The sequence below is a fragment of the Vibrio maritimus genome (assembly GCF_021441885.1).
Taxonomy (GTDB): domain Bacteria; phylum Pseudomonadota; class Gammaproteobacteria; order Enterobacterales; family Vibrionaceae; genus Vibrio; species Vibrio maritimus_B.
On sequence record NZ_CP090439.1, the window covers coordinates 311,695 to 338,184 of the forward strand.

The window sequence follows — 26,490 nt, forward strand, 5'->3', positions numbered from 1 at the left end:
TTTAATCAAATGACGCTTGATTTAAGAAACGAAATATACACATACTAGCCATGAACTTATTGCATGGCTTAATTAAATGAAAAAAACGTTGCCCTCCATCAAATCAATGCAGGCGTTTCTTGCTACCGCCTCTCATCTCAACTTCACCCATGCTGCAAGTGAGCTCAACCTGACACAAGGGGCGATTAGTCGACAGATTCAATCGTTGGAACAGCATTTAGGTACAGAACTCTTCTATCGCCATGCACGAGGACTATCGCTTACGCCAAAAGGTGAGCAACTTTCACCTCTTATTGAAGAGTCGCTCAATCAACTTCACTCAGCACTAGAAAAGGTCTCTGGAGGAGAGTCGAAGATCAGGCTAAATGCCCCAAGTTGCATCACATCATGGCTACTACCAAGATTGATGGACTTTCAGCAACAGTATCCTGATATTGATGTAGAGCTGACATCAACGATCAAGCACGCCCTAGAGCCTAACTTTGATTCGTTTGATATGGTCATCGTTTATGGAAAGGAAAATGCAAATCATCGGCTTCATAGCCAATGTTTGTTTGAAGAAACACTCGCGCCAATCTGTCGCCCCGACAAAATTCCAGCGATAGAGCTAAACCAACAACCAGTCGAAGCACTCAAAGACTACACTTGGCTTCATGCCAACCCTCAGCAGAGTGACTGGAAACTATGGCTTGAACAAACGGGTCACCGTGGGCTGAGCAGCCACAACAACCAACACTTCGCTACGCTTGATCAAGCCATGAACGCGGCTTTACAGGGTTTTGGTATTGCAATTGGTGATACCACCCTAGCGCAGCAGGACCTCGCAATTGGGCGGCTAGCCCAACTCAGTCCAACTACCGTCAAGTCTGGCAACGGGTATTACCTACTATACCCTAAGACCAGACAGTCAGAGGCAAAACGGTGTTTAGAAGAGTGGCTCATTTCATGTCACTTTTAACTCCAACACGAGTTAAACAAGCCATCTTCGTATGCTAAGTATCTAGACTCTCACACAGAGCTCAACTGCCAAGTGAAACCGTCTACTTCCGATAATTACTTAGCTAATGCATCATAAATTACGAAAAAAGCTATTTATGTTGCTATACCCCTCCTTAATTCCAATTTATTTGGAAGTAACTTATTCAAACCTTTCTACTCTGTTGCGTTAGATTACACCCATCGCAAGAACGCGCCTTGGCAACATCGACATTGATAGAGCCAACATCTTTACCTCACGGATGAAAAGCTACGCTGCCAAATGGCAAAGTTAACCAATTCGAGGTGTTTAATTATGACAACCAACAACAAATCAACGGCTTACGATTTAGCATTTAATCCGGCTCACAAACCAGAAGATAAGACTGAGCAATGGAAAGTGTTTAACGATCACTGGGAAGACCAGATTCGTGGCAAAGGCATAAAAGTACACGAGCAACATGCGAGTGCAAAACTTCGCGCTTGCATGGTTGGTGACCCATTTGCCGTTGAAATTCCAGAGCTTACCCCTGAAATGGAAGGGTTGATCAAAGATAACGCCTCTGAAGAGATGTACCTAAACTGGAAAGAGAATGGCGGAAAAGCCATGCGCGATATTGACCCAGAGCGCTATGACAAAATTGCCCAAGAGATTGCAGGTCGAGATGAAGCCTACGAGAAGGCCGGCATTACCATTATTAAAAATAAACTGGGATGGTACCCAGAAGAAGCCATTAACTATAACGGAGCATGGAATGGTCCCCGCTTGAACTCCATCTATGCAGGCGCAAAGTTCCGTGGTGCTAATAACGGTATCATCGTCGCTGAGTCTTGTGGTCCGGTAAAAGGGTGTGAAGCTTCAAGTCGTGCTGCCACTGTGGCACTGATCGAAGAAGATCCGGAAGCAGCGATTATTTCATTCCTTTCCCATGAGCCAAATCCAACTATTGTAGGACCAGGCTTCGGAGGGTTAGACCTCGCTGATTGGCGCTTGATGCCTGACGGAACCATTCTTTGGGGCTTTGGTGTTAGCGACAAAAATCAAATTGCTGCAGCATCTAGAACAGGTGCAGGAACTCCGGCTGGTTGGCCACGCGGACGAGACCTCTTTATGCGCTTACTAGACCGATTGGGTTATAAGCAAGAAACATGGTGGTTCGATTCCAACCTCGGCTATCATGAGGACTGTGTCATGATGAACTTGGTTGAGGGTGTTGTAGGTCTGCCTGACGATGGAAAACAAGGTCGCTGGTCTGACTTACCTAACTGCTTAAAAGATTGGGAAATCCTTCCGATCCCTGTTGAGGACGTTCAACGCGGTGCATGTAATGCAACGACATTAGGTGATGGTAGAATCTTTATTGACAGCACCTGTACCAAAACGATTGATATGCTAGACAAGAAAGGCTACGAGCCAATTCCTATCGATTACCAGACTTGTTGGAGCACATTCAATAGCGGAATTGATTGCTCAGACTCCAATATCTGGCGAGAAAACGATTAGCCTCGATGCTGGAAACAGCCCACCACCCGACCTTAGCGTCGGGTTTGGTGGTAGAAACATATGATCCTTTCCATAGACCACCTGTCACTTTATAAAGTTATGAATAACGGCATTGGCATTATCTTGGGCTGACTCCTTACCAATGATCTCAGGCCAGTGTGTAACCTGGTTGGCCAGTTTTCCAGTTAGTCCCTTCTCACTACCCCACCAAATACCAGACGTAAAGCTATCATCGTTCAACAGAACATCCACGTAACGCTTTGCGCCTACATCCACAGAGTGTGCTTTACCAAGTAATTGCATAACCCACATAGCGGTATTCATAGTCCAACGCTGGTGCCAAGGAAGTGTCGCCGTTCCAGCTGTGCCTCTCGCCATTCCAGGATCAACCGTGACAAACCGCATTTGGGGGTACTGTCTAGCCATACTCATCGTCCACATTGCGCCCATGAGCTTAACGGAACCGTAGATGTCAGTGTATGTTTTGTTATCAGCAAACTTTTCTCCGTTTACCACTGACGTCCATTCCTCGATTGAGCCGTCATGAATTGGCGGTTTCGCAGCGCCAACCTCAGAAGCGCCTCTTGCGGCAAAACTAGCCACATACATCACTGACCCTTGTTTGGATAACTTACCATTCTGCATTAGTAGGTCAGTAAAATGGACATGTCCCAAAACGTTGGCTGAAAAGATAAACGTCGAGCCGTCCTTTGTCAGTTTAGTCGGCTCTGTTCCACCGCCACCACCTGCATTCAAAATCATGCTATCGATATTGGTGCTGAGGTTTTCAGCCGCTGTTTGGCATGACTCTAAACTACTCACATCGACAATTAATATTTCAAATATATTCCTGCCGGTAAGTTCTTCTAACCGATGTAATGCTTCTTCCGCTCGCGTTTGATTACGGCAAGCCAGAACAATTTTTGAAACACTTTCTTGCTGAGCAAGTTGTCTCGCAGCTTCGAACCCAAGTCCTGAGTTTGCACCTGTAATTAGAATTGAAGAATGAGTCATATTGATTACCTATGATTAGAAGTGGAACAGCTATCGAAACAACTGGCGAAGTTTTTTACTAAGAGAAAGCGCGTTAAATCTTCACGCAGCGAACAGTGAACATATATTCTTTTGAGCTGGTTGCACGGCGTATTTCGCCTTTATGTGCGTTCCACCAAGAATATGCCAGCGTGCGAATAATACCTTTGCTTTCAGAAGCGCTACTTGCGGTCCAAAATTCGGTATACGCTCCCTCAGTGATATACCAACCATTCCATTTAACCCCGGCAGGTCTAGCAAAGAAGTTATGCTTGTTAACGAGTGATTGATCTACTTTCTTAAATGGACCATCCGTTTGTGCTTCTTTAAGCTGTAAGCCTAAGTCTTGGTCACCTCCGCGCCAGCCTTCTTGGTCAAGCTCTGCTTCGGACATGCCAATGGTTCGCTCAAGCGTCTTCCAATCCTCGTCGGTCGCGACTCTCCAGCCTTCTGGACATAAACGTCTTTTATCCGCAACATCGTGCCAGTTATAGAGTCGGCCATACTTCAATAAGTTTGTTTCATCATCTTTTGGAATAGCGCCCGACCTGACGGCTGTGCCATCTTGAAACTTAGTGCTTCTTAGGTTTTCAGCCATCCAAACTTGATCACCAATTTGCACAGTTCGATAGATGTTGCCTTCATTATCCTGAACGGTGCCATCTAGTTTATTCAGCTCAGAATTGATGTCATTCGCAGATGAGTTTGCAGCGAGAACCATAGCGACTCCTATAGATAAAAATAGCTTCTTCACGACGAGTTACCTTCGTTGTTGGTATGTCTATACTTTATCTCTCAAACTGAACACAAACTAGGCAATATAGTCTCTAAAAATTGCCTATTTGTATCAAACAGCAAATCTGTCGAGGTACTCGCTCACTACGCAATGTTCTTGGGGAGCTCTTGAGACTGGCTCCACTGTTTCGCCGATACGCCATAAAGACGCTTAAACTCTCGACTAAATTGCGAAGAGCTTACATAACCAACGGCCATCGCTGCTTCACTCACATTCATGCCACTCGCAATCTTCATCGCCGCGTTGTTAAGGCGCATCGACTTCATAAACTGAATCGGTGACATCCGAGTGGCTTGTTTGAATTTTCGATGGAACACCGCCCTGCTCATTCCGACTAACGATGCAAGTTCATCTATGGTGACATTCTTACTAAGGTTGAGAGACAAATACTCAATTGAGCGAGCAATTTCGTTTCCAACACCAAACGCCCTTCGGGCAGAAACTCCCGCCTCCCCTTTAAGCACTGCGTAATAAAGCTCGCGCAATCGACTATCACCAAGTATAGACAGGTCAGCTTTATCATCGCCAAGCTGAAGAAGCCTCAATAAGGCATCGGAAAATGCGTCATCCCAGTTTGCTAGAGACATCCCTGGCGGTTGGTTACTGCTCTTAGGAAGCTTAACGGCACCCGCCGTGCTTTCCATCTCAATCGCTAATTCCGTCATCAGCTTGGTATCGAGTGAGATATAGACGCCAATCAGTGGCTCCTCTGGGGATGCTTCTGGCGTACCTGCCTCGACCGGAATCGATACGGTGCAACACATGTACTGGTTATTGTCATAAACGTAGCGTGCACCTTCGAGTATCGCTTCTTTCTTGCCACCCAAGATCACAATGACCGTCGGTTCATATACGGCGGGAACACAAGGAACTGCCGTCGTGACCTTAAACAGGCGAACCCCTTTTATGCCGGTATCAAACATACCGTCTTCAGTGATTCGCTCTTCAACAAGCTGTTTGATCTGTTGCTTTATCATTTCAGCACCTTACATTGACATTGACACAAATAGGCAATTAATTGAGATAAATTCGCCTATTTACACACCACAGTGAGAGTTATAGTAAATCGCAGACAACGATACTACTGCTAATGTCGACAAGCAACTTGATTTGCCGCGTAACAGAAAAGCTCAGCAAACAGACAAAGGTAAACAATATGACCACTCAACTTTTCGGTAATAACACTTGGACGCCTGACCGTATTCGCTCACTTGTAGGTAAGACTTGTGCCATCACAGGTACGAACAGTGGTACTCGTTTTGTCGTGTTGAACCTGAGTCCGGCTGAATCGAAGCCGCTATCGACTGTTTGCTGTAATAATGGGATATAAAACCAAGATGTTTAAAATAGTATCCATAGTATTAATCACGTCAGTGTTGGCGGCCTGCTCATCACCTAACGTCTATGATGACATCAACGCGACGGAAACACCCCTAACGGAAGAATACGAACTTGGTCTCGCCTTTGGTGGCGGTGGTGTACGCGGCTTCATGCACCTGGGAGTGCTCAAGGCACTGCAAGAGGAAGGCATTCAACCCGATGTTGTCAGCGGTACATCTGCTGGTTCTATTGCTGCCACGTTGTACGCCTCGGGGATGACCGTAGAGGAAATGGAACACGCAATCGAAGAGGTTGGTATGTCCGATATCGCTGATTTTGTTTTCTCCTCAAAAGGTATAGTCAATGGTAAGAAACTAGCGGAATGGGTGAATAGCCAAGTCAACTATGACGATATTTCGAAGATGCCTATCCCGCTTGCTGTAACCGCAACCAACATGACAACCAGAGAGACCATAATGATCCGCTCAGGAAACCCCGGGCACGCGGTACAGACGTCCTCTACGATTCCCGGTGCATTTGTCCCGGTTGAAAATCATGGCGATATATTGGTCGATGGCGGATTATTCAGCGTGGTACCGGTTTACATCGCGCGAGCGCTTGGTGCTAAGAAGGTAATCGCCGTTGATATCTATTGCCACAATCAAGTTCACCCAGAGATTTCCGCCAGCAAAATTACACTTGCTGCATTTAGGATGCAAAGCTGTCGGCTCTCAGAAGAGGAACTTAACAGTGCAGACATCATCATCGCGCCAACATACGAACCTAATGGAGGTGAAGCGTTTGACGATAAAGCGGAGTCCATTAAAGCTGGTTACCTAGCGGCGAAACAAGCGATGCCAAAGATCAAAGCGCTGCTTGCTCTCTAGTCTTTCAGAATACCCCTTTGTTTCATCCATTCGATTGCATTGTCTGCACCATTTTCACTGCGCAATGCAATCGATAGCCGTTGCGCATTCTCTTTAAAGCGCTCATCTTCAACTAATTGACGGAGTGCGTAGGCAAGTTTATCGGCGGTGAGTGCACTTTGTTTGATTGGCGTGGGGCCAAGCTCTTTACGAGCCACTTCAGCCCCCCAAAAAGGTTGATCAGCAAAGAATGGGCAAATAAGCGTCGGTTTACCAGCCATTAGACCAGCAGCGGTGGTTCCCGCCCCACCATGGTGTACCACAGCTGTGACTTGTGGGAATAACCAACTATGGGCTACCGAGTCCACATTGAGAATGTTGCTTGGCAAACTGCCAGCTTTTAGCCCTCCCCAACCTGTCGCGATTATCGCTCGTACACCCGCTTTTTGCACCGCTTCAATGATAATCTGGGTCGTCCGTTCAGGATCCTTCCCAGACATACTTCCAAAACCAATATAAACAGTCGGCTTGTCAACGGCCAAAAAATCAGTCAGGGATTGAGGCGGTTGGTATGTTTCATTATCAGCGGTGAGTTGGCAGTAGCCTGTTATCACACTGTGATTGGGCCAATCAAGGGGACGAGGTAAAAGGTGCTCGCTAAACGCATGCAAGACAGAGACAGGTCGACCATCACTGTGGCTGAGTATCCCTTTGTCTTTTTCTAATCGCGGTAGGTCCAATAACGCCTCTCTTTGGGCATTTAGATCTGAAAGATATTGACGATAACCAAGATTAATTAAGTGGTAGCTAAGGCGATTTATTATTGGCCCTAGGTTTGGTATGCCTGCTGGAGGAAACGAGCGCGTCTTCACTATCATAGGTTGAAGCGCTAACACGACAGCTGGTACGCCAAACTTCTCGGCAATCGAGACCGCAGCTAGGCACTTGGGGTGATAGATGACAAGTTCCGGTTCTGATTCAAGACCTGCTTTAATGCTATCGACTATCAATTGGCGATTGATAGGTTTCGCTAACTTCATCAAACGCAGCGCAGTTTTAACACCACTCACAAGACTCCCCATCTTCTCAAACGTCCCTCCTTCCACTAGCTGAAATAAATCATCGGAAAGTGGTTTATGAGAAAGCCCGTGAGCCTCAACTAAACTTTTAAAACGCTGCGCTGCGCAAAGATCAATATAGTGACCTCTTTGCTTCAACGCCTTGCCAAGCGCGATGTATGGCTCAACATCACCGCGAGAGCCTATTGTCATTAAGAGTATTTTCAAACAAACTCACTCCTGCTCACAACATGGCTGCACGATAGAAAAGGTCACTAAATCCACACTGTCATAAAGTACCTCTGATGACGGTGTCATGCCCAAATTCTGCAAGATACGAACAGAGGGAAGGTTATCAACGACAGCCACACCAAACACCTCTTCAACCAAACGATTACTGAAAACAAACTCGATCGACGCGCGAGCGGCTTCACTAGCAAAACCTCGCCCTTGAAACCTTGGCAAAAAGCCATATCGGATATCATGAAATGGAGAATCAGGTAACCGCTCAACACCCGCATAGCCAACAACGACCTCTGGATTTCCCTTCAATGCGACCGTAAAAGTACCAAAGCCCTTTTTCCAATGCGCCACTCTGTTGGACACATAATTGGAAATATAGTCACTGGTATATGGCTTGCCTCCTGGGAGATATCGAACGATATTAGGGTCCTTGAGCATCACCTCATAAAATTGCAGATCATTGCTTGTCGTCGGGCGAAGTATCAACCTCTGTGTTTCAATCATATCCATTGCCACCACACTTCATGATAATTGGCGCCATCCGATGAGCTCAAGAGGCGACCTCTCCAACCATATTGCAAATCCATAGTAGTAATATCAAGTAATATTAGTCACTTAACCATTCAACAGTATCCAAGCGTTCGTTTTCTGATAAGTTGGCGCGATCGGAATTCATCTTGGCACGATCGGATGTCTCTTGGCGCTATTTGATTATCTATACTCTCCTCATCAAATAACAACACGTACCTACAACCTCACTCGGAGAGTATCATCATGGCAAATACAGCACTTATTACCGGCGCATCAAGTGGCATTGGACTAGAACTGGCGAAAATTCATGCTCAAAAAGGTGGTGATTTGGTTCTTGTGGCGCGCTCGAAAGCTAAACTTGAAGAGCTCAAGCAAGAACTCGAAAACGAGTTCAACGTTACTGTAACCGTGCTTCCTTCGGATCTCTCAAAGCCTGAGTCAGCGCAGCAACTCTTCGAGCAAACTGAGGCTGCAGGGCTACAAATCGATACACTCATCAACAACGCGGGCTTCGGTGGGCATGGTAACTTCCACGAGCGCTCTCTTGAGGATGAACAAGCAATGATGCAGGTCAATATGGTGACATTGACGAACTTGACGCATCTTTACCTAACAGGGATGGTCGAGCGAAACAGAGGTAAAATTCTCAACGTGTCATCTACTGCCTCATTTATGCCTGGTCCCCTACAAGCGGTCTATTACGCAACCAAGGCTTATGTGACGTCGTTCAGTCAAGCCGTCGCGGAAGAAGTGAAGAATCACAACATCACGGTTACGGCTCTGTGTCCGGGTGCCGTGGCGACCGGCTTTGTGGCTGCTGCTGACCTTCAGGGTGTTGAGATCTTCGATAAAGCTAAAACGCCAAAGTCGGTTGCTGAGTGTGGCTATCAAGCAATGGAGAAAGGCGAACTGGTTGCTTTTAATGAGTCTGGATTGAAGTTCATGTTGAATTGGATTGTTCCATTCCTTCCTCGTAAGATGGTACTTAAGATCTCTCGCCAAGCGATGGAAAAAACCGCCAAGTAACCTTCCACTATTAGGTAAACTTCTGTTATTCGACAAGGTAGAAGCATTGAGATGAGAAGAGCTAACAAATTTGTTATCCCACCGAACTGGAAACTGTTGTTCAGTGATCTTGGACTTAACATTGAGGAAGTACTCGCTTACGCAGGGCTTCCCAAAGGGTTGTTCTCGCAAGAAAAAATCCAGCTCTCTCCTTCTCAATACTTTCAGTTGTGGCGCGGCGTCGATCTCGCAGCACACGGTAAAGAGATGCCTCTTGAGTTTGCAAAAGTAATGAGCTTGGAGTTCTTTGATGTGCCAATATACGCGGCTATCTGTACGCCAAACCTCAACGCTGCTGCCAAGCGCTTACAGGAATACAAGCCATTGATCGGCCCAATGCTGCTCGATATCAAGAGCACCACAGATTTTACCGATTTAGAGATCAGCTGTTACGGATACGAAGAGCCGCTACCGCTCTGCTTAAACCTGTCAGAGCTTATCTTCTTTACCCAGCTCGCACGTCTTGCCACTCGTCAGCACATAAAGCCGCTACAGGTGGAGTTGCCTGCGCTACCTAGCGACATCGCTGCCTATGAGTCCTATTTCAGCTGCTCAATTACCAAGGGTAACTCGACGCGGATTCGATTCTCAGCTAAAGATGCAAACACCCCTTTTCTCACGAGCAATCAAGTCATGCTTAACTGCTTTGAGAATGAGCTTCAGAAGCAGTTAAATGAGATAGTTGGAGAAAAACAACTCACTGATCGTGTGAAATCGGTTTTGCTTGACGCCTTGCCTCAAGGACAGAGCAGCATCGACTTCGTCGCACGCGAACTGGCGATGAGCAAACGCACGCTGCAACGTAAGCTGTCAACCGAAGCGCAGAGCTATCAAGATGTATTGCAAGAGGTGCGTCAAAGTCTTGCTCAAGACTACCTCACCAAATCTGACTTACCCGTTAGTGAAATCTCGTTTTTGCTTGGATTCCAAGAGAGTAACTCTTTTATTCGCGCCTATACGACTTGGAATGGTCAATCACCAAACCAGCTGCGCGAACGTTTAATCTAGGTCATGTCTATGAGAAGCTCTCAAACGCTAACAAGTGATGAACAAGCCCTAATTGTAGCGCTATTTTCAACACTGGAGAGCCATTATGGATGGTTTGATTGGTGGCCAAGTGATGACCATTATGAGGTGATGCTGGGATCGATTCTGGTACAAAACACTAATTGGCGAAACGCACAAAAAGCACTGGATAATTTACAAGATGACTTGTCCCCACAGGCTATCGAAGAGATGGATCTTACCCTGCTTGCTCAAAAAATTCGCTCTAGCGGCTACTACAATCAAAAAGCGAAAAAAATCAAAGCGGTGACGCAGTGGTTTGCACACTATGAGTATCAAATTGAAAAAGTCCGACAATGTTCTGTTGAGCAGCTTAGACCTGAGTTGCTGAGCATCAACGGTGTCGGCGGCGAAACTGCGGACGTCATACTTACCTATGCGATTGGCAAGCCTTCATTTGTTATTGATGCCTATGCTCGCAGGATATTTTCTCGCTTTGGTCACCAAGTTCCAAAAAGCTATGAGACCTTTCGCAATCAGATGCAACAAGCGATACAGCCAGAAACCAAGACCTACGCTTATTATCATGGACTCATGGTTGAGCATGGCCAGCAGTTTTGTCTGACCAAGCCCAAATGTGAATTCTGTCCGTTGGTAGCGACTTGCCGCAAAGTGGGCGTCGACTAGCTAGAGCGAGTATGACTTTACTCTCTTTCTTTTCGTTATAAGTTTTGGATTACCAGCGAGAACGGTAGCTTCGGTGGCAGCTTTTACAGGTTGATTCTGCGACTTTCAGACCACGCTTCACTTCGTCTATCGACTGTTTGTCCACACCTTCAGCGACTTGCTTATAGCCTTGTTGCATTTCGGCTAGGAGTCGATTGAATTTTTCCGGTTTAGTCCACACGGACTCTTTCGCTTTACTTCCCTCTTGGGAACCCGTCTCGAATGCGTTTGATAACATGGTGCTATCAACCGTCAACTGTTCGCTTGCTGCCAGCATGGCCTGCCAATCAATGTCTGACTTTTTAACTTGCTTATTCACGACTTTCGTTTGGTTTTCGATGTTAGAGAAAGCATTTTGCCTAGCTTCTATCATCTCTTCATGAGCTTGAGCCAGACTCGTGTGTGTAATCCCAAACACGGCTAACACGGTGATCACTATTTTCATTGCTTTGTTCCCAACAGTACGTTCAGTTATCGATTTCGACATAAATCCTCCTAGCGTTTGATTCTCTGTTTTTGATTAGTGCGACTGCCTACGTCATTTAATTTACACAACAATAGTTGCGCACGCAACTATTGTTGTGTAAATTAATCTCACTTTCCAAACACAATGAGAAAAACACAATGAGAAAAGTTAAGATCTGGGACCTATCAACAAGACTTTACCACTGGGCTCAAGCGCTGATTTTCTTCGGATTAATGGCAACAGGGATAACTTCAAATGGTCCACATGTTCAACTTGGATTGGCGCTATTCACATTGATTGTTTGGCGAATCCTGTGGGGATTGGTTGGTAGTGAGACAAATCGCTTTTCGCAGTTTGTCCGTAATCCGTTGAACACCGTCAGATATGCGCTGGGTAAAAGCACACCCTATATTGGTCATAATCCCCTTGGCGCATTTATGGTCATCACTATGCTAACCACGCTATTAGTGCAGTGTTTGACCGGAATGATGTTAGCAGGGCTATTTGATGGACTGGAAGCATACGGGCTTATCATTCCAGATGCTCTCTATGAGATCTCTGAGGAAGTACATATCCTACTTGCCGACCTGCTCCCCATCATAATTGCGACTCACGTAGGAGCAATTGTGATCTACAAGATCTTCGGTAAAGGTTTATTAAAAGCCATGATCACAGGTTATCAATCACTGGACTTCAACCAATCCGTACCCGTACTATCGAGTCAAATCAAAGCGCTACTAGTGCTAATCTTTGCAATTTTGGTTACGATGACAATAGTTGCTACATCAAATATGTAACTGTATTGATAGTCAAACGACGAAAATGGAAGTAAAAATGGAAAGCGAGTTTAATCGTCAAACAAGTTTTGGCTGGCTTTTGAATGTGGTAGCAAACCACGCATCTAAAGAGTTCGACAAACGCCTTAAAGACAATGGTCTTACCTTAGCTTTGTGGCCTACATTAATGTGTTTGTGGGAAAAAGAAGGGGTGACACAGCGAGAGATCGCGCAAATGTCTAAAGTGGAAAGTTCAACGACAACTCGTACGCTCGATAAGCTTGAAACGCTTGGTTTGGTTGAGCGCAAACCCGACCCAGAAAGTCGTCGTTCATTTCGCATTTATCTCACTGATGAAGGTAAGGCACTAAAAGACAAAGTGATCCATCTTCCAGTTGAGGTAAATCGTGAACTGCTTGAAGACTTAGATTCCGCAGAGCAAGCAACGCTTATTAGTCTCCTACAAAAACTAGTCGACAAGATATAACCCCCTTTCATGTGAGCAATCTCTAAACGCAGGTTGCTCACTTTCTCAAATAATTTTTGAGACAGAATCCAAATGTAAGCTAAGCAGCAAACTCCAATCACCTCTATGGTTAGTAAAGGCATACACGAACTGCATCCAACCCAATCAAATACTATCAAATAATTTTTGATAATATTTCAATCAGTATGCTGTTTTTGGTGATAAAAACTTGTCCTAAGATACACACATCGACACAGAACAGGGCGCAATTAAGCGCAATATCGAGAGGAAAACTCCATGGCTAAGCTAACTATCGTTGCAAACATCATCGCTAAACAAGACAAAGTAGAACTAGTAAAACAAGAATTACTCAAGCTGATTGATATCACCAGAGCAGAAGAAGGCTGCATTAACTACGACCTTCACCAAGACAACGAGAACCCAGCTCACTTTGTGTTTTATGAGAACTGGGAATCACGCGAGTTATGGCAAGCTCACATGGGTAATCAACACCTTGCCGATTATCTCGCAGCGACAGAAGGTGCTGTTGACACCTTTACCGTTAGCGAAATGACTCACATTGGCTAACAACACCTAACTGTTATTGAAAAGGGGCACATCGCCCCTTTTTAGTTTAAATTCGCCTTATCAACAAACCCTCGATCAACCAAATTCTCCAAAATTACACGCGTCTTACTTCTAAAGAGATCTCGAAGCAACCTAACCGTCGGAGTGATCGACTGGCGGCTCGGGCAGATCAACCACAGCTCTGTTGGCATAGGCTTGTATTGTGGCAACACATTAACCACATTTCCCGCCAACAAATCCTCTGACATATCTAGGCATGACTTGATTGCCAGCCCCTGCCCTGCCACGCACCAACGACGCACAATATCTCCGTCGTTAGAGGCTCGATTCCCTTTTAGTCGCAACTTATGGTCTTCTTGTCCTTCATTGAACACCCAATTATCCTGCAGTACATCGTGCAGTTGATAGAAAAGGCCATTGTGTTTTGTAAGGTCCGAGAGCGTTTTAGGGGTACCGTTTTGCTTGAGATATACTGGGCTGGCACACATGACTCTAGGTACGCTGCATATCTTAAACCCATACATAGACGAATCGGTCGGCTCGCCATAGCGAAGCGCCATGTCTACAGAGTCTCGATAGAAATCAACATTACTGTCAGATATATTGCTGCGCAGAGTAATATTTGGGTACTCTTCCATAAACTCATCGAGCCAGTTGATGACCATGTTTCGACCAAGATCCGATGAAAGCGCGATCCTCACTTCACCATCAATCACGTCTAGGTCATCTTTGATGTTCATTTTCGCCTGCGCCAGCATCGCTAACGCTTGTTCACATTGGGGAAGGTAACGTTCGCCCGCCGCTGAGAGGCGCAGATGACGAGTGGTACGCACAAACAACTCAACACCAAGAAAGCTTTCCACTCGTTTAACCGCAGCACTTGCCGTTGCAGTTCGCATGTCGAGATTGGTTGCTGCTGCAGTAATACTTCGAAACTCGGCAACTTTTAGTATCACTTGCAAATCTTCAAGGAGCATATTATCAACCCAATTTTGATAGTCATGCTTTGATTATAAACCCAAAGAGACAAAATCAACGGATTAAACCCGCCAGAAATATCTCGCAATCTTACTTTACAGAAGTTTGTTGTACTTCGATTTAATGTACGGTCTAAACAGGTTTGCGCTATGGAGGTGTATTTTGTATAGCCATATTTTTCTTGGGAGCAACGACATCCCAAAATCCAAAGTATTTTACGATGCCACTATGGCAACATTGGGCTACAAAGCGGGTGTGCTCGATGCAAAAGGGCGCTGCATGTACTTCAGTAAGACCGGCGTTTTAGGGCTCACCACACCACTTGACGGTAATGTTGCTTCCCACGGAAATGGAATGACTATCGGGTTTCTTGCCAGCTCTCCAGAGATGGTCGATAGATGGCACGAGGCGGGGCTCAATAGCGGAGGTATCGAGTGTGAGGATCCGCCGGGCATTCGCGACACAGGCGACCGTAAAATATATATGGCATATCTACGTGATCCGACTGGAAACAAAGTATCTGCAACCTACTTTTTAGACTGACTGTATTGTCCCAGCGTTACTTAAACAACAAGGCTTTGATCACCAATACTGCCCAGATTTGCAGCGCCAAGTATTCGATTTTTATCCAAAATTCCATATGTTAGTACCTTATCCTTAGGTACTAACAAAACTATCAAGCTGAGCTGAGAATAAAAGTGAAAGATTCTCACCTGGTATCTCGCTAGATTAATGCTAGTCATGATGCTCCATTCATGATTATCAACAAAATCTTAAAACTGATTATTCATTTCTCTCAATTATCAACATTAGAACCTACTGATAGACTGCCCACCATTAGGAACCGACACCTGAGTTCCTTTACTACTGGAAAGTCGCAAGACTGGAGAGAAATAGAATGAATTTTGAAGGTAAAGTCTATCGTCCATGGATTGAAGCCAACAGTGTCTTGATTCAAGTCACATTGGGTTGCAGCATGAACCACTGCACCTTCTGTAACATGTTCCGCGATAAACGTTTTAAGGTTCGTGATATCGACGATGTGTTCGCTGATATCGAGGAAACCCGTCGTTACTATCCACATGTTGAATCCGTTTTTCTGTGCGATGGTAACGTAATGGCAGCGCGTACTGATTACTTACTAAAAGTCATAAAGAAGGTTCGCGAAACCTTCCCTGAGTGCAAAAAACTATCACTATATAGTGCTCTCAATGATTTCCGACGTAAATCTGTTGAAGACCTCAAGGCACTCAAAGCAGGGGGGCTCGATATGGCTTACGTAGGTCTAGAGTCTGGTGACGCCGTGGTGCTTGAGCGCGTCAAAAAGAACATGACGCCAGAGCAAGCATTAGAGGGTATGGCTATGGCTAAAGAAGCGGGTATCGAAGTTCTGCTGTCATTTATCTTTGGACTGGGCGGACGAGATCGCTCTCGTGAGCATATCGAAGAAACCACGCGTTTGCTTAACTTGCTGCAGCCAGAGCAAATCGCCCCTATGGCACTCGCTATTCAACCTGGTACGGAGCTAGAGCAAGAAGTGAAAGATGGTACTTTCAAAATGCCAACCCAACTTCAGTTGCTCGAAGAAGAGAAATACTTACTTGAGAATATGACCTTTGAGACCGTCTACTGGGGTGACCACGGTAACAACATGATCCAGATGCGTGGCATGTTCCCGCAGTCTAAAGAGTTCTTTCTCGGTCATGTCAATGACGCTATTCGCAATAACCCAATGGCGAAAGACAACATTATTCAAACCTACTCTTGGTAAGAAAATGAACAACACCCAAGCATTCTCAATGCTTGGGTGTTTTCGTGTCTAGACTACTGCTTTTCAAAAGTGCCCGTGCTTTTGATCATGACATCAAGAAAACCCGATGAACTGGCTCTGTCTGAACTTGATGATTTCATTTGCGACTGCGCCCCTTTTAGTCTCGCCATCAACTCCTGGCGCTGCTTTTCTACATCACTGATTGGCTCTTTTTTGTCAGTCATTGTCCCACTCCAACATATCAATTACCTGGCCTAAGTTAGAGTTCTGGCCTTTATCAAGCAAACCCATTTGTATATCAATTTCAAATAGTTACCCAAGCCTTCTGAAAGCATGTCCAATAGAACAATTTATTCTATAAAAATCAGTAGATTAAATTACTTAGAGTAACGACCTAACCTATTCGCAATTGCGATATGAATCTGCGCTGAGAAGGGAGCTTTCGCTGCTTGGCTTAGCTTGATAAGTAATTCTTATGAGCTTGCTAACTAAAGGTGATTAGTCGCAACAAGCCTCGCTCTTTAGAATGCCGCCCATCCCGCAAGGAGCTGGGCATAGAAGAATGGACTCCGTCATTCTCTCCATTAAAAGAGCAAACTCCATAAAAGAGCAAATCAAATGAAAAAAGTTATTCTAGCCGTCGCTATCTCTTCTCTCTCTTTCGGCGCTATTGCTAACAGTCATTACACTGGGCACCGTGTTGGTGCGGGTCTATCTGGTCTGACACTTAGTGAAAGCGGCTTCGACTTGAAGATGGATACAGGATTCAAACTTGAATACGGTTACGACATCAACAACATCTTCGGTGTAAACACCTCTTATGCCATGAACAGCAAAGGTGCGTATGGCGTAGATTATGATTTTAACACGTTCAAAATTGATACCGATATTGGCTATACCTTTGATCTTGGCGAGCTATGGCTAAAGCCATACGGCGCTATTGGTCTCGCATATGGTAATGAAAAAATTTCTGACCGTTCAGGAAGTCTGTCTGCAAGCGACTCAAGCCTGTTCTTGGGCATGGGTGTAAGAGCACAAAGCAAAATGGGTGTTTATGCTGACTTACGTTATGACATGAGCAGCTACGATGGTTTCGATGCAGACTCACTCTCGTTCACTGTCGGCTATCGCTTCTAATTAGCCGCAAGTAGCAACCTATCAGAGCAAAGAATATTCTTTAGTGTCTAATCGAGCACGAGTTCTTCTGGTATTTTTCTCAAAAGCATTAGAGGATGTATACGTTTACGCGCGCGTGCAAAGATTACAAATGATCAATACACAGCACTGCGACCCTGTCATTAACGATAACTCTCAAGCAGCACTATCTGTCGCTTTAAGTTTTAGTAATATCACCTGGAACCATAGACTTTTGGAAAAATGGCAGGACATTCAGTCCTGCCAATATTTTAGGCAGTGCTAATCAGACTATACGGATGCCCAATTAGAAGTAGTACTTGAAGCGCACACGGAAACCAGTATCGCTGTCTAGATCACTGAAGTAACTACCCACAGTTTTGTCATTCACGTTTGAGTGATAAGCACCGAGGTAGATCAAAAAGTCGTCGACATTTAGAACATCTTTGAACTCATAAGATGCATACACTGTATCTACCGTCGCATTACCTACAGGTGACGTGCTAATCTTCTTATTCTCGTAGTCGTTGTCAGCATAGATGTAACCTAAACCAAAGCCTTTATAGAGTAAGTTTGCACCAATGGTCATGTTAGTTTCATCAACTGCATCCATGTACGCAAAGTTTGCTAGTACATTCCAATCATTCATTGTGTAACCCATCGTAGCGCCGTAACCGGTACGATCTGAGATGTCTACACCATCTTCTGTTACCACTGCATCTTTAACTAGGTTTGTCTCCAATGAAACAGCAAAGTTGAAGCCTTGAGATGGAACGGTTTCAAAACCACTTCTCTCATAACCGTAAGCAAGTACTGGACGGACAATTGCAGAGTCTTTTACGTCTGATGAGATTGCAGCCCCATGATAAGTACCATCTATACCATCTTCGAAGAACTTATCGCGAGGGCCAATCAATGCAGCTAACTCAAAGTAAAGCTGATTGAATTGTTGGCTATACATGATTTGACCCGTCGCACCACGACCACGACCTTCTTTCATTTGGTACACATACGGTGCTGCATCAGAATACAATTCGTTCGATGTATTACCCGAGTACTCCAAAAATGTGTCCTGCCCTACAGGGAACATATCAAATGCTTCGAAACGACCCATTCTTAGGTTCCAGCCATCTTGAGCACCGAACGCAAACCATGCGTCATCAAGGTTCACGTCACCGCTAGACTCCATCAATGGCTGAACATTTACCTGAAGAACATTGCCATTGGACGTAAAGCGCTCACCTTGGAACTCAAGCAGAATACGGCCGTTCTGGTTAAAGTTGTAGTCTTTGTTTCCGTTTTCACCACCTAGTTTCTCATAGTTAAAATCGAACTCTACATCACCACCAATAGAGAAATTGCCATTTTCATTGTCTACAATGCTAATACCAGCATTTGCAAACATAGCCGTTGATACCAGAGCAGCAGTAAGAGAAACCTTAAATTTATTATTCATTATTAACTCCAAATGTCTTATCACCTTTATCTAACTAACTTTTGATAAAGGAACTTATAATCACTCTAAAATAAGAGCTACGACTACTATTGATGATAACTATATGAATAACAACAAAATAAAACCAAACAACACCAATCAAAATCACACTTTTATATTTATTTATATTGATATTTTTAGCTGAACTTTATGTTATATTCCCACTAAAAAACACACAAAGAAACTACAAGAAAGCTGAAGGTAAAGTACAAAAAAGGCACCTTTCGGTGCCTTTTTAAAGTGATTAAATTCTTACTATCTATTTTCAGTCACTCTATATACGACTCGAGAGCCATGCTTATTTACTTCAACTCTATCCCTATCCTGAAGTCTTCTCATTGCCACGTTAAACATATAGTTTTTAGGGATATCTGAGCATGATCCTTTAGGAGAGCAATGGTGTCTTAATCCCAACTCTTTTTGAATACTCACTGATGAGACCCAACCATCAACAGATCGCATCCCACGTTCATGGACATAATAGTAAATTTCACTACAGATATTATCTAGATAGTGATCAATTCGTTTTTTTCTTTCGGGGGCTTTCATATAACAATCGACTCTATTGGAAATTTACAATTGAAATATTAAAGTGGGATATCAGTCACGGTATCTTAAACACAAGACACTGTAAGCACTTAGGATACACCTTTTTTAAAATAGATAGGTGCACTTTTTCTTCTAGATAAACAGAAGTTAGAGTTCTTTTTACCAAACTGGAGTATAAGAAAATAGATAAAATGATAAGCAGTAAATAGAACATTTTATACCTTCTCCAAGCCCTCATATACCTAATATTAGTTCGCTGCATTAGATTTTAACTTAACAACGTAATTTTTCATTCACCTTTCACGCCACCTCTCTCATTAATTGGCGCACACTGCATAGAATGCACTCCGTTAAAAAAAGCCACATAAATTTACAATCAATCTCTGCCATCTAATTATTTGTTATGGTATACAAGCGTTGTCACAATCCGATACTCAAAAGATATGGCTCAGCTACACATAAACCAATCTCTGTTTCCACTGAGAATCTACAGACACTGCGAACGGCTCTCAAAACGCTCGTTACTTCCACAAACTCATGATTTTAGAGACATCACGAGTGAAGTCTCTCTGGGAACCTTAAATCGATATAGCCGCTACATCGACGACCACTGCTTCCCATTTAGGATTGGCGAGTCTCTGTTTGAAGAAGACTACCGTGATATTTTTTCGGGCTCGAAGGCCACATTTGCAGAACTAATACTTACCTGTCTTAATCACTATTCGAAAACATCAGTAACCTCGATAAATCGATTAGAGATAAAACTTGATCGAGTAGAGTTTTTCCATGAGCGCAATCGACGCATAACTCAGAGTGTCGCGCGCATGAATGGTGTATCTCTAGGTTACATCGTATCGATGATGAAGAAGTACCTCGGTCACCGATTCGATGCGCATCAATTAAACATTACGATGCAAGGTGGTAGTTACGTCCCATCGCCTTATGATTCCCTGACAAATATCCCGCACAAAGAAGGCTTGCTGGGTATTCGCATAAACTTCCCAATGGCATGGCTTTACACAGAGAAATTTGTACAAATAGGCATCGACAATCCAAACTCAAATCTCAATGTAATACGAAACCACTGTCGCCAGAATTTACAATCTCCGAATTGGTGCATACATGACTTGGCCACAGCTTTAGGTACCTCAGTACGAACACTACAAAGACTTCTCGCTGAGGAGGGTACTTCATTTAAAACGGTATTGGTTGAGGAACAAATCAGCAAAGCCAAAGCATTACTTGAGTCGACATCAATGAGGATCTATGAGGTTGGCGAAGCAGTGGGCTTTATCGACCCCTCTTCATTTACGCGAGCCTTCAAAAAGCAATGTGCCATAGGACCGGCAATGTACCGCAAACAGCTATCTGCTGGTTAGGGTGAATAGTCAGAGGTATTCTTGGCTTCGGCGTACGAGCTCAGTCTGATATGAGTAATTACACACATCTACGTAATGACCTGCGTTCTTACTATGGGACCGATGTCAGTTCAGGATCATTTACCATTAGTTACAGATTCTAATTGTCTAAAGATCAATACCTTACTGTTGCTCCATTAAGCAGAGTTACCTCACTACGGCTTTTTACATACCTCTAACACAATAAGTGCTAGTATCCGCGTGTAAATAATACTTTGGGTAATAATGTGGCTAAGAACCTTTTCGCAAATCTGGACCTTAACCTTCTTCGCGTGTTTAAAGTGCTGTTTGAAGAACAGAACATGCGTAAAGCAGCAGAGCGCTTGTTTGTTTCTCAGCCTGCCGTGAGTCAATCACTACAAAAGCTGCGACACAGCTTTGATGACCAACTGTTTGTTAAGGTTAAAACAGGATTAGCCCCTACCCCATTTGCAGAGACACTTTGCCAAGAGCTCCTGCCCCTACTTCACCAAATCGAAAGCATTGTTAACGCGAGTAGTGACTTTAAGCCTGAAGAGTTAGAGGGTGAGATTACTATTGCGCTGTCGCCTTTGTTCGTATTCTCGGTGTCTGGCGAAATCTATCGCTACTTCAAAGCTCATGCGCCCAAGCTAAAAGTTCACATCATCTCTTGGAATGAGCATACGATAGATGATATTGAGAAAGGTAAGGTTCTCATCGGTATCAATGCCCCCATTATCGATAACCCTACTTTTCTCACTGAAGTAGAGCTTTCGATGCTAGAAGCAAGCATCATGGTCAGGAAAGATCATCCTTTAGTAGGGCAAGCAATAATTCCAGAAAACTTGGCAAAGTATCCTTTAGCACGTTCGCTTGTTAGCGATTACAGTAAGCTAAACAGTCCAACTGTTGACCTATTTAGAAGACTAGGCTTCGAGCTAGAGATTGGGTTTGCCTCTGAATTCCCTGTGGTATTGATAGATGTACTTCGCCACTCTGACATGTTTATGGGCATGAGTAACTGCTTCCCAATTCAAGACTACCCAGATCTCATTATGCTAAGACCCGATATGGATGTACCAGAAGCTGAGTATCCAGCGAACGCTTATTTCCATACTCGTCATGCCAACAGCGAAATGATGAACTGGTTTACCTCATCGATCTCTGAAGTTTTTGAAAACAGCAAGCAACACAACACGATAACAAACAAATAATCGTTCTTCAGTTACTGCCGGACACGCGTTGACCAAATAGTTCGGCGGTAGTTTTTGCTATTTGCAGCACTCATTTCACGATCAACTTCACACCCCGACCATCAAATCGATGAATAACCTTTCATTAACAAGGCTGAGCTAGACAGTGTCGTTTTAGATTGATTACCCTATAAATTGCAGTTGGTTGTATAGGATAATAATGATGCGCCCTCAAAGTTTATTTATAAAAGCATCAATTTTGAGTGCCATAACCTTATTAGCAGGTTGTGGTACTGAAGAAGAATCAAGCGTCGCCGAAGTTGAAGCTTTAACCGTTTCAACAACATATGTTGCTCTTAGCCCTTCTTACCAAGTAAGACGAGAATATGTAGGTACGGTTAGAGCTGGTCAGCAAGCAAATTTAGGCTTTGAGCTTGCAGGAAAAGTTGAGACGATCCATGTTGATGTCGGTGACACTGTCACCAAAAATACACCAATGATCCAACTTAATACCGACCTTTTACATACCGAGCTTGGGCAGCTTAATGCACAAGATAAAGAGGTACGAGCGCAGCTCAATCTAGTCAATGCTAACCTGAAACGGCAGCAATCTCTAAAAGCGAAAGGCTTCAGCGCGGATGCTGAAATCGATGCATTGACCAGTGAAAAAGGCGTATTGCAAGCCAACCTAGTTCGATTAAAAGCCGCCATCAGCGCGACGAAGCTCAGAATCGAAAAATCAACTATCCTCGCACCTTATAACGGTACGATCGCTCAGCGTCATGTCTCTCTTGGCGATGTGGTCAATGTTGGAACACCAACATTGGTGTTATTGGCCACGGAAGGCAAGGAAGCTTTCATAGGGATCCCAGCTGCTCAGTTATCACGAGTCTCTAACCTCTCCTCTCCCACTATTCGTGTCGATGCTCAAGAATATGACGTAAAACTTCTGAATCCCGGAGCAAGAGTCGATACCCAGTCAAGAAGTGTAGGACTTCGCTATCAATTACCAGAAGGGGTCGATGTGCTTGAAGGTCAGCTTGCTTACCTAGCATTTGATGAGACCGTCCAAGACCAAGGCTATTGGGTGCCATTGACGGCACTCATTGACGGATTACGCGGAGTCTGGAACGTCTATGTGGTCGGTGAAAATAGTCAGGTAGAACGCAGGACCGTTAACGTACTTTATGCTAACAGCGAGCAGGCCTTTATTTCAGGCGCTGTCGCAGATGGAGAAGCGATCATTGCAAGCGGTCTGCACCGAGTCGTACCCGGTCAGCCAGTTAAGGTAGCGGAGTAAACTGTCACAATGAAGGTTATTCACGCCATAACGAATACTCGGCTTCTGATTCTCATCACTGCACTGCTCATTGTGAGTGGCTTTGCGGCTTTTTCCTCTTTGCCGCGTGCCGAAGACCCCATCATCAGTAACCGATTTGCCAATGTCACCACCAGCTTTCCCGGCGCTAGTGCAGAGCGAGTAGAAACACTCGTTACTGAAGTCGTTGAGAACAAGCTACGTGAACTGAGCGAAGTTAAGCTGCTCACCTCTACCTCCAGACCTGGTGTCTCTATTGTCACCATCGAGCTCAAGGATGAAATCACAGAGCCAGATCCTGTGTGGTCAAAGGCCAGAGACAAGCTCTCGGATGTCGAGCCTTTCCTGCCTTCAGGAACGGCCCCTCCCGATCTTGATAGTGACCACACCTATGCCTTCACCGTTATCACTGCATTAACTTGGGCAGGCCCAGGTGACGTCGATGTTTTAACTTTGGGGCGCTACGCCAAAGAGTTGGCTAAAAGACTTCGAACCCTCTCAGGTACGGAGTTCGTTGATGAGTACGCGATGCCTGAAGAAGAGATTCAGGTCAACTTAAGGACCGCAGACACCGCTGCATTTGGATCTTCAAGCATCCAAATAGGTGATAGCTTAAGTGGTGCAGATGCGAAAAACTCCGCGGGACAGCTCGTCAGTCATTTTTCTCGGTTTGGACTAGAAATAGAGTCTGAACTTGACTCTATAGAGCGTATTAAGCAGGTGCCATTGGTTGTCGCTAAAAACGGTCATATCATTCGAGTTGAGGACATTGCAACGGTCACTCGAAGCCAGAAAACACCAGAAAGTGAAGTTGCCATTATCGATGGTGAGCCTGGCGTGATCGTTGCTGCGAGAATGGAGCCAACACTTCGAGTTGATCAATGGACAGCTCGCGCTAAAGCCACTATTGAGAGTTTTGAACGAGATCTTCCAAGCAACGTAAACGTCACCATCTTATTTGACCAGCAAGGCTACACCACGACTCGCCTCGTCGACTTGGGTGAAAGCCTGCTTATCGGTTTTACGCTGATCCTCATCGTGCTCTTTATCACTCTTGGTGTTCGAGCCGCAATACTTGTCGCCATCGCTCTCCCCCTCACCTGCATGCTTACGCTGTCATTGATGAAAATGACCGCGATCCCAATCAATCAGATGTCAGTGACAGGCTTGATCGTTGCGCTGGGCATTATGGTCGACAACGCCGTGGTTATGGTCGATACCATCCAAAGTTATCGACTCAAGGGGCAGGCTAGGCTAGAGGCGACAATGAATGCCATCTCGCATTTATGGGTTCCGCTGTTAGGCTCAACGCTCACCACCATTCTCGCCTTTGCTCCAATCTTCCTAATGCCCGGCGCCACAGGTGAGTTTGTTGGTGCCATTGCGATTACGGTGTCATTCTCACTCGTCGGTTCCTATATTTTATCTCACACGGTAATAGCGGGATTTGCGACAATGCTATTACCTAGTCACGCATCCGGTGACCATTGGTATAACACGGGATTGCGTATACCTGCCTTGACTAAGTGGTTTAGTGAGTCCGTTCGACTGGCGATTAAGCACCCTGCGATATCATTATTGTTAGTGTTAACGGTCCCTATTACAGGCTATTGGAGCATATCTCAGCTTACCGAACAGTTCTTCCCGCCATCGGATAGAGACATGTTTGAGGTTCAGGTATATTTGCCACCTCAAGCAAGTTTGTATGCCACGCAAGCCATAACCGAGGAGGTTGATGCCGTTATCCGCTCTTATGACGGCGTTGAACGTGTCGATTGGTTGGTAGGCGCTAACTTTCCATCCTTTTACTATAACCTGCAAGCAACGCAAAACAACGCGCCCTATTTCTCGCAGGCGATGGTGAAAATGGATAACTTCCAACTCGCCAATGAACTGATTCCAGAGCTACAGACGAGACTTAATAGAGAGTTGCCTGCAGCGCAAATTCTAGTTCGTAAGCTAGAGCAAGGACCTCCGTTTAGAGCACCTATTGAGCTGCGTGTGTATGGCGAAAACCTGGATGTACTTAAATCCATTGGTGAAGATGTTCGCCTTATACTCGCTAATACTCCTCATGTCACTCACACAAGGGAAACACTACAGCCTGGAACACCTAAGGTTTGGCTAAAAGTCGACGAGGATACCGCCAAACTCAATGGTATTTCGCTTAATCAATTCGCCAACATGCTACAAGCCACTCTTGTGGGCAGAGAAACGGGCTCAGTCACTGAGGGCTCTGAGTCGATTCCAATCAGGGTACGAGTCGCAAATGAAGAGCGTGAAAATCTCTCTCACCTTGGTAATCTGCGTTTACCTATCTCTTCAGAGGTATACACGACCGGCGTCAGTGTGTCGACGCTCGCTGACCTTGAGTTAACCACCAGCCGTGGCGCTATCACAAGACGAAATGGCGAACGCGTTAACACAATTGAGGGTTATATTCAGGCAGGTGTGCTTCCACAAACTGTACTTAATGAATTTCAGACTCGACTCGAGTCTTATAACTTGCCCGCTGGCTATCGCATCGATTTTGGTGGTGAGTCCGCAGAGCGTGATCGCTCCGTCGCCTTACTGATCTCAAACATCTCAGTGGTTGTGGTCTTGATGATCTTAGTGGTTGTGATGTCGTTTAACTCATTCAGGCTAAGCTCGATCATCTTTATGGTTGCCGGTTTAGCGGGCGGTTTAGGTCTGCTCTCTGTTTGGCTGTTTGGCTATCCATTTGGCTTCACCGTGATCATTGCCATGCTCGGTATCATGGGTCTAGCGATCAATGCCGCGATTGTCATTTTGGCAGAGCTAAGATTAGATAAAGACGCGTCCGAGGGTGATATTGATGCATCGGTCGATGCGGTCATGTCATGCACTCGACACATTACTTCAACAACCATTACGACCGTGGGCGGATTTATGCCATTAATCATTGCAGGCGGTGGTTTCTGGCCCCCATTTGCAGTGGCGATCGCAGGTGGTACGGTATTAACCACCTTACTGTCGTTCTACTTTGTCCCCGTCATGTACCGATTAATGGTAAAAAAGCGCAAGCCTCAAATTGTCTCTAGCGCCTAAAACCAATCAACTAACAAACATTTACTTCATGGAAAAACGCCTCAGTCTGAGGCGTTTTTAATACTCCTAAATCACATCGCCACCAAAGGGTGCCCCAACTTAGTAAACACAAAAGAGAAAAATTATTCACATAATGCGATCGCTTCCAACACAAGCAAAACATACCGACCAGTATTTCTTCACTATT

26 protein-coding genes are annotated in these 26,490 nt (G+C 44.9%); 17 read left to right on the plus strand and 9 right to left on the minus strand.

Annotated elements, in window-relative coordinates; translation table 11 throughout:
* Window positions 1-76: 76 nt before the first annotated feature.
* The gene (locus LY387_RS18005; protein ID WP_234497187.1) at window positions 77-958 is read left to right on the plus strand and encodes a LysR substrate-binding domain-containing protein; all 882 of its coding nucleotides are present in this window, start codon (window positions 77-79) and stop codon (window positions 956-958) included.
* A gap of 333 nt (window positions 959-1,291) precedes the next feature.
* The gene (locus tag LY387_RS18010; RefSeq protein ID WP_234497188.1) at window positions 1,292-2,479 is read left to right on the plus strand and encodes a hypothetical protein; all 1,188 of its coding nucleotides are present in this window, start codon (window positions 1,292-1,294) and stop codon (window positions 2,477-2,479) included.
* An 84-nt stretch (window positions 2,480-2,563) separates the two neighbouring features.
* Here LY387_RS18010 and LY387_RS18015 read toward each other — a convergent pair whose 3' ends face one another.
* The 3 genes from LY387_RS18015 to LY387_RS18025 form a co-directional block, all read right to left on the minus strand.
* Entirely contained in the window at window positions 2,564-3,493 is a 930-nt protein-coding gene (locus tag LY387_RS18015) for an SDR family NAD(P)-dependent oxidoreductase (RefSeq protein ID WP_234497191.1), read from the minus strand.
* Between the two features lie 73 nt (window positions 3,494-3,566).
* A complete protein-coding gene (locus LY387_RS18020) occupies window positions 3,567-4,265 on the minus strand; it encodes a fibrobacter succinogenes major paralogous domain-containing protein (protein WP_234497193.1) in 699 nt (232 codons plus the stop codon).
* Between the two features lie 125 nt (window positions 4,266-4,390).
* Window positions 4,391-5,284: an AraC family transcriptional regulator gene (locus LY387_RS18025; RefSeq protein WP_234497197.1), complete on the minus strand. Its 894-nt coding sequence runs from the start codon at window positions 5,282-5,284 to the stop codon at window positions 4,391-4,393.
* A 179-nt stretch (window positions 5,285-5,463) separates the two neighbouring features.
* On the opposite strand from LY387_RS18025, the gene LY387_RS18030 reads away from it, so the two are divergent.
* Both LY387_RS18030 and LY387_RS18035 read left to right on the plus strand, forming a co-directional pair.
* The gene (locus LY387_RS18030) at window positions 5,464-5,637 is read left to right on the plus strand and encodes a hypothetical protein (protein WP_234497200.1); all 174 of its coding nucleotides are present in this window, start codon (window positions 5,464-5,466) and stop codon (window positions 5,635-5,637) included.
* Window positions 5,638-5,644: 7 nt separating this feature from the next.
* Window positions 5,645-6,514, plus strand: a complete 870-nt coding sequence (locus LY387_RS18035; protein ID WP_234497201.1) for a patatin-like phospholipase family protein — start codon at window positions 5,645-5,647, stop codon at window positions 6,512-6,514.
* Here LY387_RS18035 and LY387_RS18040 read toward each other — a convergent pair.
* Entirely contained in the window at window positions 6,511-7,779 is a 1,269-nt protein-coding gene (locus tag LY387_RS18040) for a glycosyltransferase (protein ID WP_234497203.1), read from the minus strand. The two genes, LY387_RS18035 and LY387_RS18040, sit on opposite strands and share 4 nt — an antisense overlap.
* A 6-nt stretch (window positions 7,780-7,785) precedes the next feature.
* Complete coding sequence (locus tag LY387_RS18045) at window positions 7,786-8,304, minus strand: GNAT family N-acetyltransferase (protein WP_234497204.1); 519 nt, start codon at window positions 8,302-8,304, stop codon at window positions 7,786-7,788.
* 264 nt (window positions 8,305-8,568) lie between these two features.
* Here LY387_RS18045 and LY387_RS18050 point away from each other — a divergent pair, with 264 nt between their 5' ends.
* Genes LY387_RS18050 through LY387_RS18060 form a run of 3 tightly spaced genes read left to right on the plus strand, consistent with a single transcriptional unit; the run spans window position 8,569 to window position 11,082 of the window.
* Window positions 8,569-9,351 carry an SDR family NAD(P)-dependent oxidoreductase gene (locus tag LY387_RS18050; RefSeq protein WP_234497205.1) on the plus strand — a complete coding sequence of 261 codons (783 nt, stop codon included), beginning with the start codon at window positions 8,569-8,571 and terminating at the stop codon, window positions 9,349-9,351.
* Window positions 9,352-9,402: 51 nt separating this feature from the next.
* A complete protein-coding gene (locus tag LY387_RS18055) occupies window positions 9,403-10,398 on the plus strand; it encodes an AraC family transcriptional regulator (protein WP_234497206.1) in 996 nt (331 codons plus the stop codon).
* A gap of 9 nt (window positions 10,399-10,407) precedes the next feature.
* A complete protein-coding gene (locus LY387_RS18060) occupies window positions 10,408-11,082 on the plus strand; it encodes an endonuclease III domain-containing protein (RefSeq protein ID WP_234497208.1) in 675 nt (224 codons plus the stop codon).
* Between the two features lie 49 nt (window positions 11,083-11,131).
* On the opposite strand, the gene LY387_RS18065 is transcribed toward LY387_RS18060, so the two are convergent.
* Window positions 11,132-11,608 carry a c-type cytochrome gene (locus LY387_RS18065; RefSeq protein WP_234497210.1) on the minus strand — a complete coding sequence of 159 codons (477 nt, stop codon included), beginning with the start codon at window positions 11,606-11,608 and terminating at the stop codon, window positions 11,132-11,134.
* A gap of 137 nt (window positions 11,609-11,745) precedes the next feature.
* On the opposite strand from LY387_RS18065, the gene LY387_RS18070 reads away from it, so the two are divergent.
* From LY387_RS18070 to LY387_RS18080, 3 genes are all read left to right on the plus strand, one after another.
* A complete protein-coding gene (locus tag LY387_RS18070) occupies window positions 11,746-12,384 on the plus strand; it encodes a cytochrome b/b6 domain-containing protein (RefSeq protein ID WP_234497212.1) in 639 nt (212 codons plus the stop codon).
* 37 nt (window positions 12,385-12,421) lie between these two features.
* Window positions 12,422-12,850, plus strand: a complete 429-nt coding sequence (locus tag LY387_RS18075) for a MarR family winged helix-turn-helix transcriptional regulator (RefSeq protein ID WP_234497217.1) — start codon at window positions 12,422-12,424, stop codon at window positions 12,848-12,850.
* A 276-nt stretch (window positions 12,851-13,126) separates the two neighbouring features.
* Window positions 13,127-13,417: a putative quinol monooxygenase gene (locus tag LY387_RS18080; protein WP_234497218.1), complete on the plus strand. Its 291-nt coding sequence runs from the start codon at window positions 13,127-13,129 to the stop codon at window positions 13,415-13,417.
* 41 nt (window positions 13,418-13,458) lie between these two features.
* Here the strand turns inward: LY387_RS18080 and LY387_RS18085 are convergent, their stop codons facing one another.
* Window positions 13,459-14,394 (minus strand): LysR family transcriptional regulator, encoded by a 936-nt coding sequence (locus tag LY387_RS18085; protein ID WP_234497219.1) that lies wholly within the window; start codon window positions 14,392-14,394, stop codon window positions 13,459-13,461.
* A 163-nt stretch (window positions 14,395-14,557) separates the two neighbouring features.
* Between LY387_RS18085 and LY387_RS18090 the strand changes: the two genes are divergently transcribed.
* Window positions 14,558-14,938: a VOC family protein gene (locus tag LY387_RS18090; protein WP_234497220.1), complete on the plus strand. Its 381-nt coding sequence runs from the start codon at window positions 14,558-14,560 to the stop codon at window positions 14,936-14,938.
* A 355-nt stretch (window positions 14,939-15,293) separates the two neighbouring features.
* A complete protein-coding gene (locus tag LY387_RS18095; RefSeq protein ID WP_234497221.1) occupies window positions 15,294-16,166 on the plus strand; it encodes a B12-binding domain-containing radical SAM protein in 873 nt (290 codons plus the stop codon).
* Window positions 16,167-16,219: 53 nt separating this feature from the next.
* On the opposite strand, the gene LY387_RS18100 is transcribed toward LY387_RS18095, so the two are convergent.
* Window positions 16,220-16,390 (minus strand): hypothetical protein, encoded by a 171-nt coding sequence (locus LY387_RS18100; RefSeq protein ID WP_234497222.1) that lies wholly within the window; start codon window positions 16,388-16,390, stop codon window positions 16,220-16,222.
* Window positions 16,391-16,784: 394 nt separating this feature from the next.
* Here LY387_RS18100 and LY387_RS18105 point away from each other — a divergent pair, with 394 nt between their 5' ends.
* Window positions 16,785-17,303 (plus strand): porin family protein, encoded by a 519-nt coding sequence (locus tag LY387_RS18105; RefSeq protein WP_234497224.1) that lies wholly within the window; start codon window positions 16,785-16,787, stop codon window positions 17,301-17,303.
* Between the two features lie 304 nt (window positions 17,304-17,607).
* Here the strand turns inward: LY387_RS18105 and LY387_RS18110 are convergent, their stop codons facing one another.
* On the minus strand, window positions 17,608-18,756 hold the full coding sequence (locus LY387_RS18110; protein ID WP_234497225.1) for a carbohydrate porin: 1,149 nt from the start codon (window positions 18,754-18,756) through the stop codon (window positions 17,608-17,610).
* 1,031 nt (window positions 18,757-19,787) lie between these two features.
* Here LY387_RS18110 and LY387_RS18115 point away from each other — a divergent pair.
* The 4 genes from LY387_RS18115 (at window position 19,788) to LY387_RS18130 (ending at window position 26,303) form a co-directional block, all read left to right on the plus strand.
* Window positions 19,788-20,723: a helix-turn-helix transcriptional regulator gene (locus tag LY387_RS18115; protein ID WP_234497228.1), complete on the plus strand. Its 936-nt coding sequence runs from the start codon at window positions 19,788-19,790 to the stop codon at window positions 20,721-20,723.
* Window positions 20,724-20,989: 266 nt separating this feature from the next.
* Window positions 20,990-21,937 (plus strand): LysR family transcriptional regulator, encoded by a 948-nt coding sequence (locus LY387_RS18120; RefSeq protein WP_234497230.1) that lies wholly within the window; start codon window positions 20,990-20,992, stop codon window positions 21,935-21,937.
* A gap of 202 nt (window positions 21,938-22,139) precedes the next feature.
* A complete protein-coding gene (locus LY387_RS18125) occupies window positions 22,140-23,216 on the plus strand; it encodes an efflux RND transporter periplasmic adaptor subunit (RefSeq protein ID WP_419153467.1) in 1,077 nt (358 codons plus the stop codon).
* A 9-nt stretch (window positions 23,217-23,225) separates the two neighbouring features.
* Complete coding sequence (locus LY387_RS18130; RefSeq protein ID WP_234497233.1) at window positions 23,226-26,303, plus strand: efflux RND transporter permease subunit; 3,078 nt, start codon at window positions 23,226-23,228, stop codon at window positions 26,301-26,303.
* The last annotated feature ends 187 nt before the right edge of the window (window positions 26,304-26,490 follow it).

Excerpts from the sequence above, each read along its gene's own strand:
- LY387_RS18005 (WP_234497187.1), top strand. The coding sequence starts at position 77 with ATGAAAAAAACGTTGCCCTCCATCAAATCAATGCAGGCGTTTCTTGCT.
- LY387_RS18010 (WP_234497188.1), top strand. The coding sequence starts at position 1,292 with ATGACAACCAACAACAAATCAACGGCTTACGATTTAGCATTTAATCCG.
- LY387_RS18015 (WP_234497191.1), bottom strand. The coding sequence starts at position 3,493 with ATGACTCATTCTTCAATTCTAATTACAGGTGCAAACTCAGGACTTGGG.
- LY387_RS18025 (WP_234497197.1), bottom strand. The coding sequence starts at position 5,284 with ATGATAAAGCAACAGATCAAACAGCTTGTTGAAGAGCGAATCACTGAA.
- LY387_RS18030 (WP_234497200.1), top strand. The coding sequence starts at position 5,464 with ATGACCACTCAACTTTTCGGTAATAACACTTGGACGCCTGACCGTATT.
- LY387_RS18035 (WP_234497201.1), top strand. The coding sequence starts at position 5,645 with ATGTTTAAAATAGTATCCATAGTATTAATCACGTCAGTGTTGGCGGCC.
- LY387_RS18045 (WP_234497204.1), bottom strand. The coding sequence starts at position 8,304 with ATGGATATGATTGAAACACAGAGGTTGATACTTCGCCCGACGACAAGC.
- LY387_RS18050 (WP_234497205.1), top strand. The coding sequence starts at position 8,569 with ATGGCAAATACAGCACTTATTACCGGCGCATCAAGTGGCATTGGACTA.
- LY387_RS18055 (WP_234497206.1), top strand. The coding sequence starts at position 9,403 with ATGAGAAGAGCTAACAAATTTGTTATCCCACCGAACTGGAAACTGTTG.
- LY387_RS18060 (WP_234497208.1), top strand. The coding sequence starts at position 10,408 with ATGAGAAGCTCTCAAACGCTAACAAGTGATGAACAAGCCCTAATTGTA.
- LY387_RS18065 (WP_234497210.1), bottom strand. The coding sequence starts at position 11,608 with ATGTCGAAATCGATAACTGAACGTACTGTTGGGAACAAAGCAATGAAA.
- LY387_RS18070 (WP_234497212.1), top strand. The coding sequence starts at position 11,746 with ATGAGAAAAGTTAAGATCTGGGACCTATCAACAAGACTTTACCACTGG.
- LY387_RS18075 (WP_234497217.1), top strand. The coding sequence starts at position 12,422 with ATGGAAAGCGAGTTTAATCGTCAAACAAGTTTTGGCTGGCTTTTGAAT.
- LY387_RS18080 (WP_234497218.1), top strand. The coding sequence starts at position 13,127 with ATGGCTAAGCTAACTATCGTTGCAAACATCATCGCTAAACAAGACAAA.
- LY387_RS18085 (WP_234497219.1), bottom strand. The coding sequence starts at position 14,394 with ATGCTCCTTGAAGATTTGCAAGTGATACTAAAAGTTGCCGAGTTTCGA.
- LY387_RS18095 (WP_234497221.1), top strand. The coding sequence starts at position 15,294 with ATGAATTTTGAAGGTAAAGTCTATCGTCCATGGATTGAAGCCAACAGT.
- LY387_RS18100 (WP_234497222.1), bottom strand. The coding sequence starts at position 16,390 with ATGACTGACAAAAAAGAGCCAATCAGTGATGTAGAAAAGCAGCGCCAG.
- LY387_RS18105 (WP_234497224.1), top strand. The coding sequence starts at position 16,785 with ATGAAAAAAGTTATTCTAGCCGTCGCTATCTCTTCTCTCTCTTTCGGC.
- LY387_RS18110 (WP_234497225.1), bottom strand. The coding sequence starts at position 18,756 with ATGAATAATAAATTTAAGGTTTCTCTTACTGCTGCTCTGGTATCAACG.
- LY387_RS18115 (WP_234497228.1), top strand. The coding sequence starts at position 19,788 with ATGGCTCAGCTACACATAAACCAATCTCTGTTTCCACTGAGAATCTAC.
- LY387_RS18125 (WP_419153467.1), top strand. The coding sequence starts at position 22,140 with ATGCGCCCTCAAAGTTTATTTATAAAAGCATCAATTTTGAGTGCCATA.
- LY387_RS18130 (WP_234497233.1), top strand. The coding sequence starts at position 23,226 with ATGAAGGTTATTCACGCCATAACGAATACTCGGCTTCTGATTCTCATC.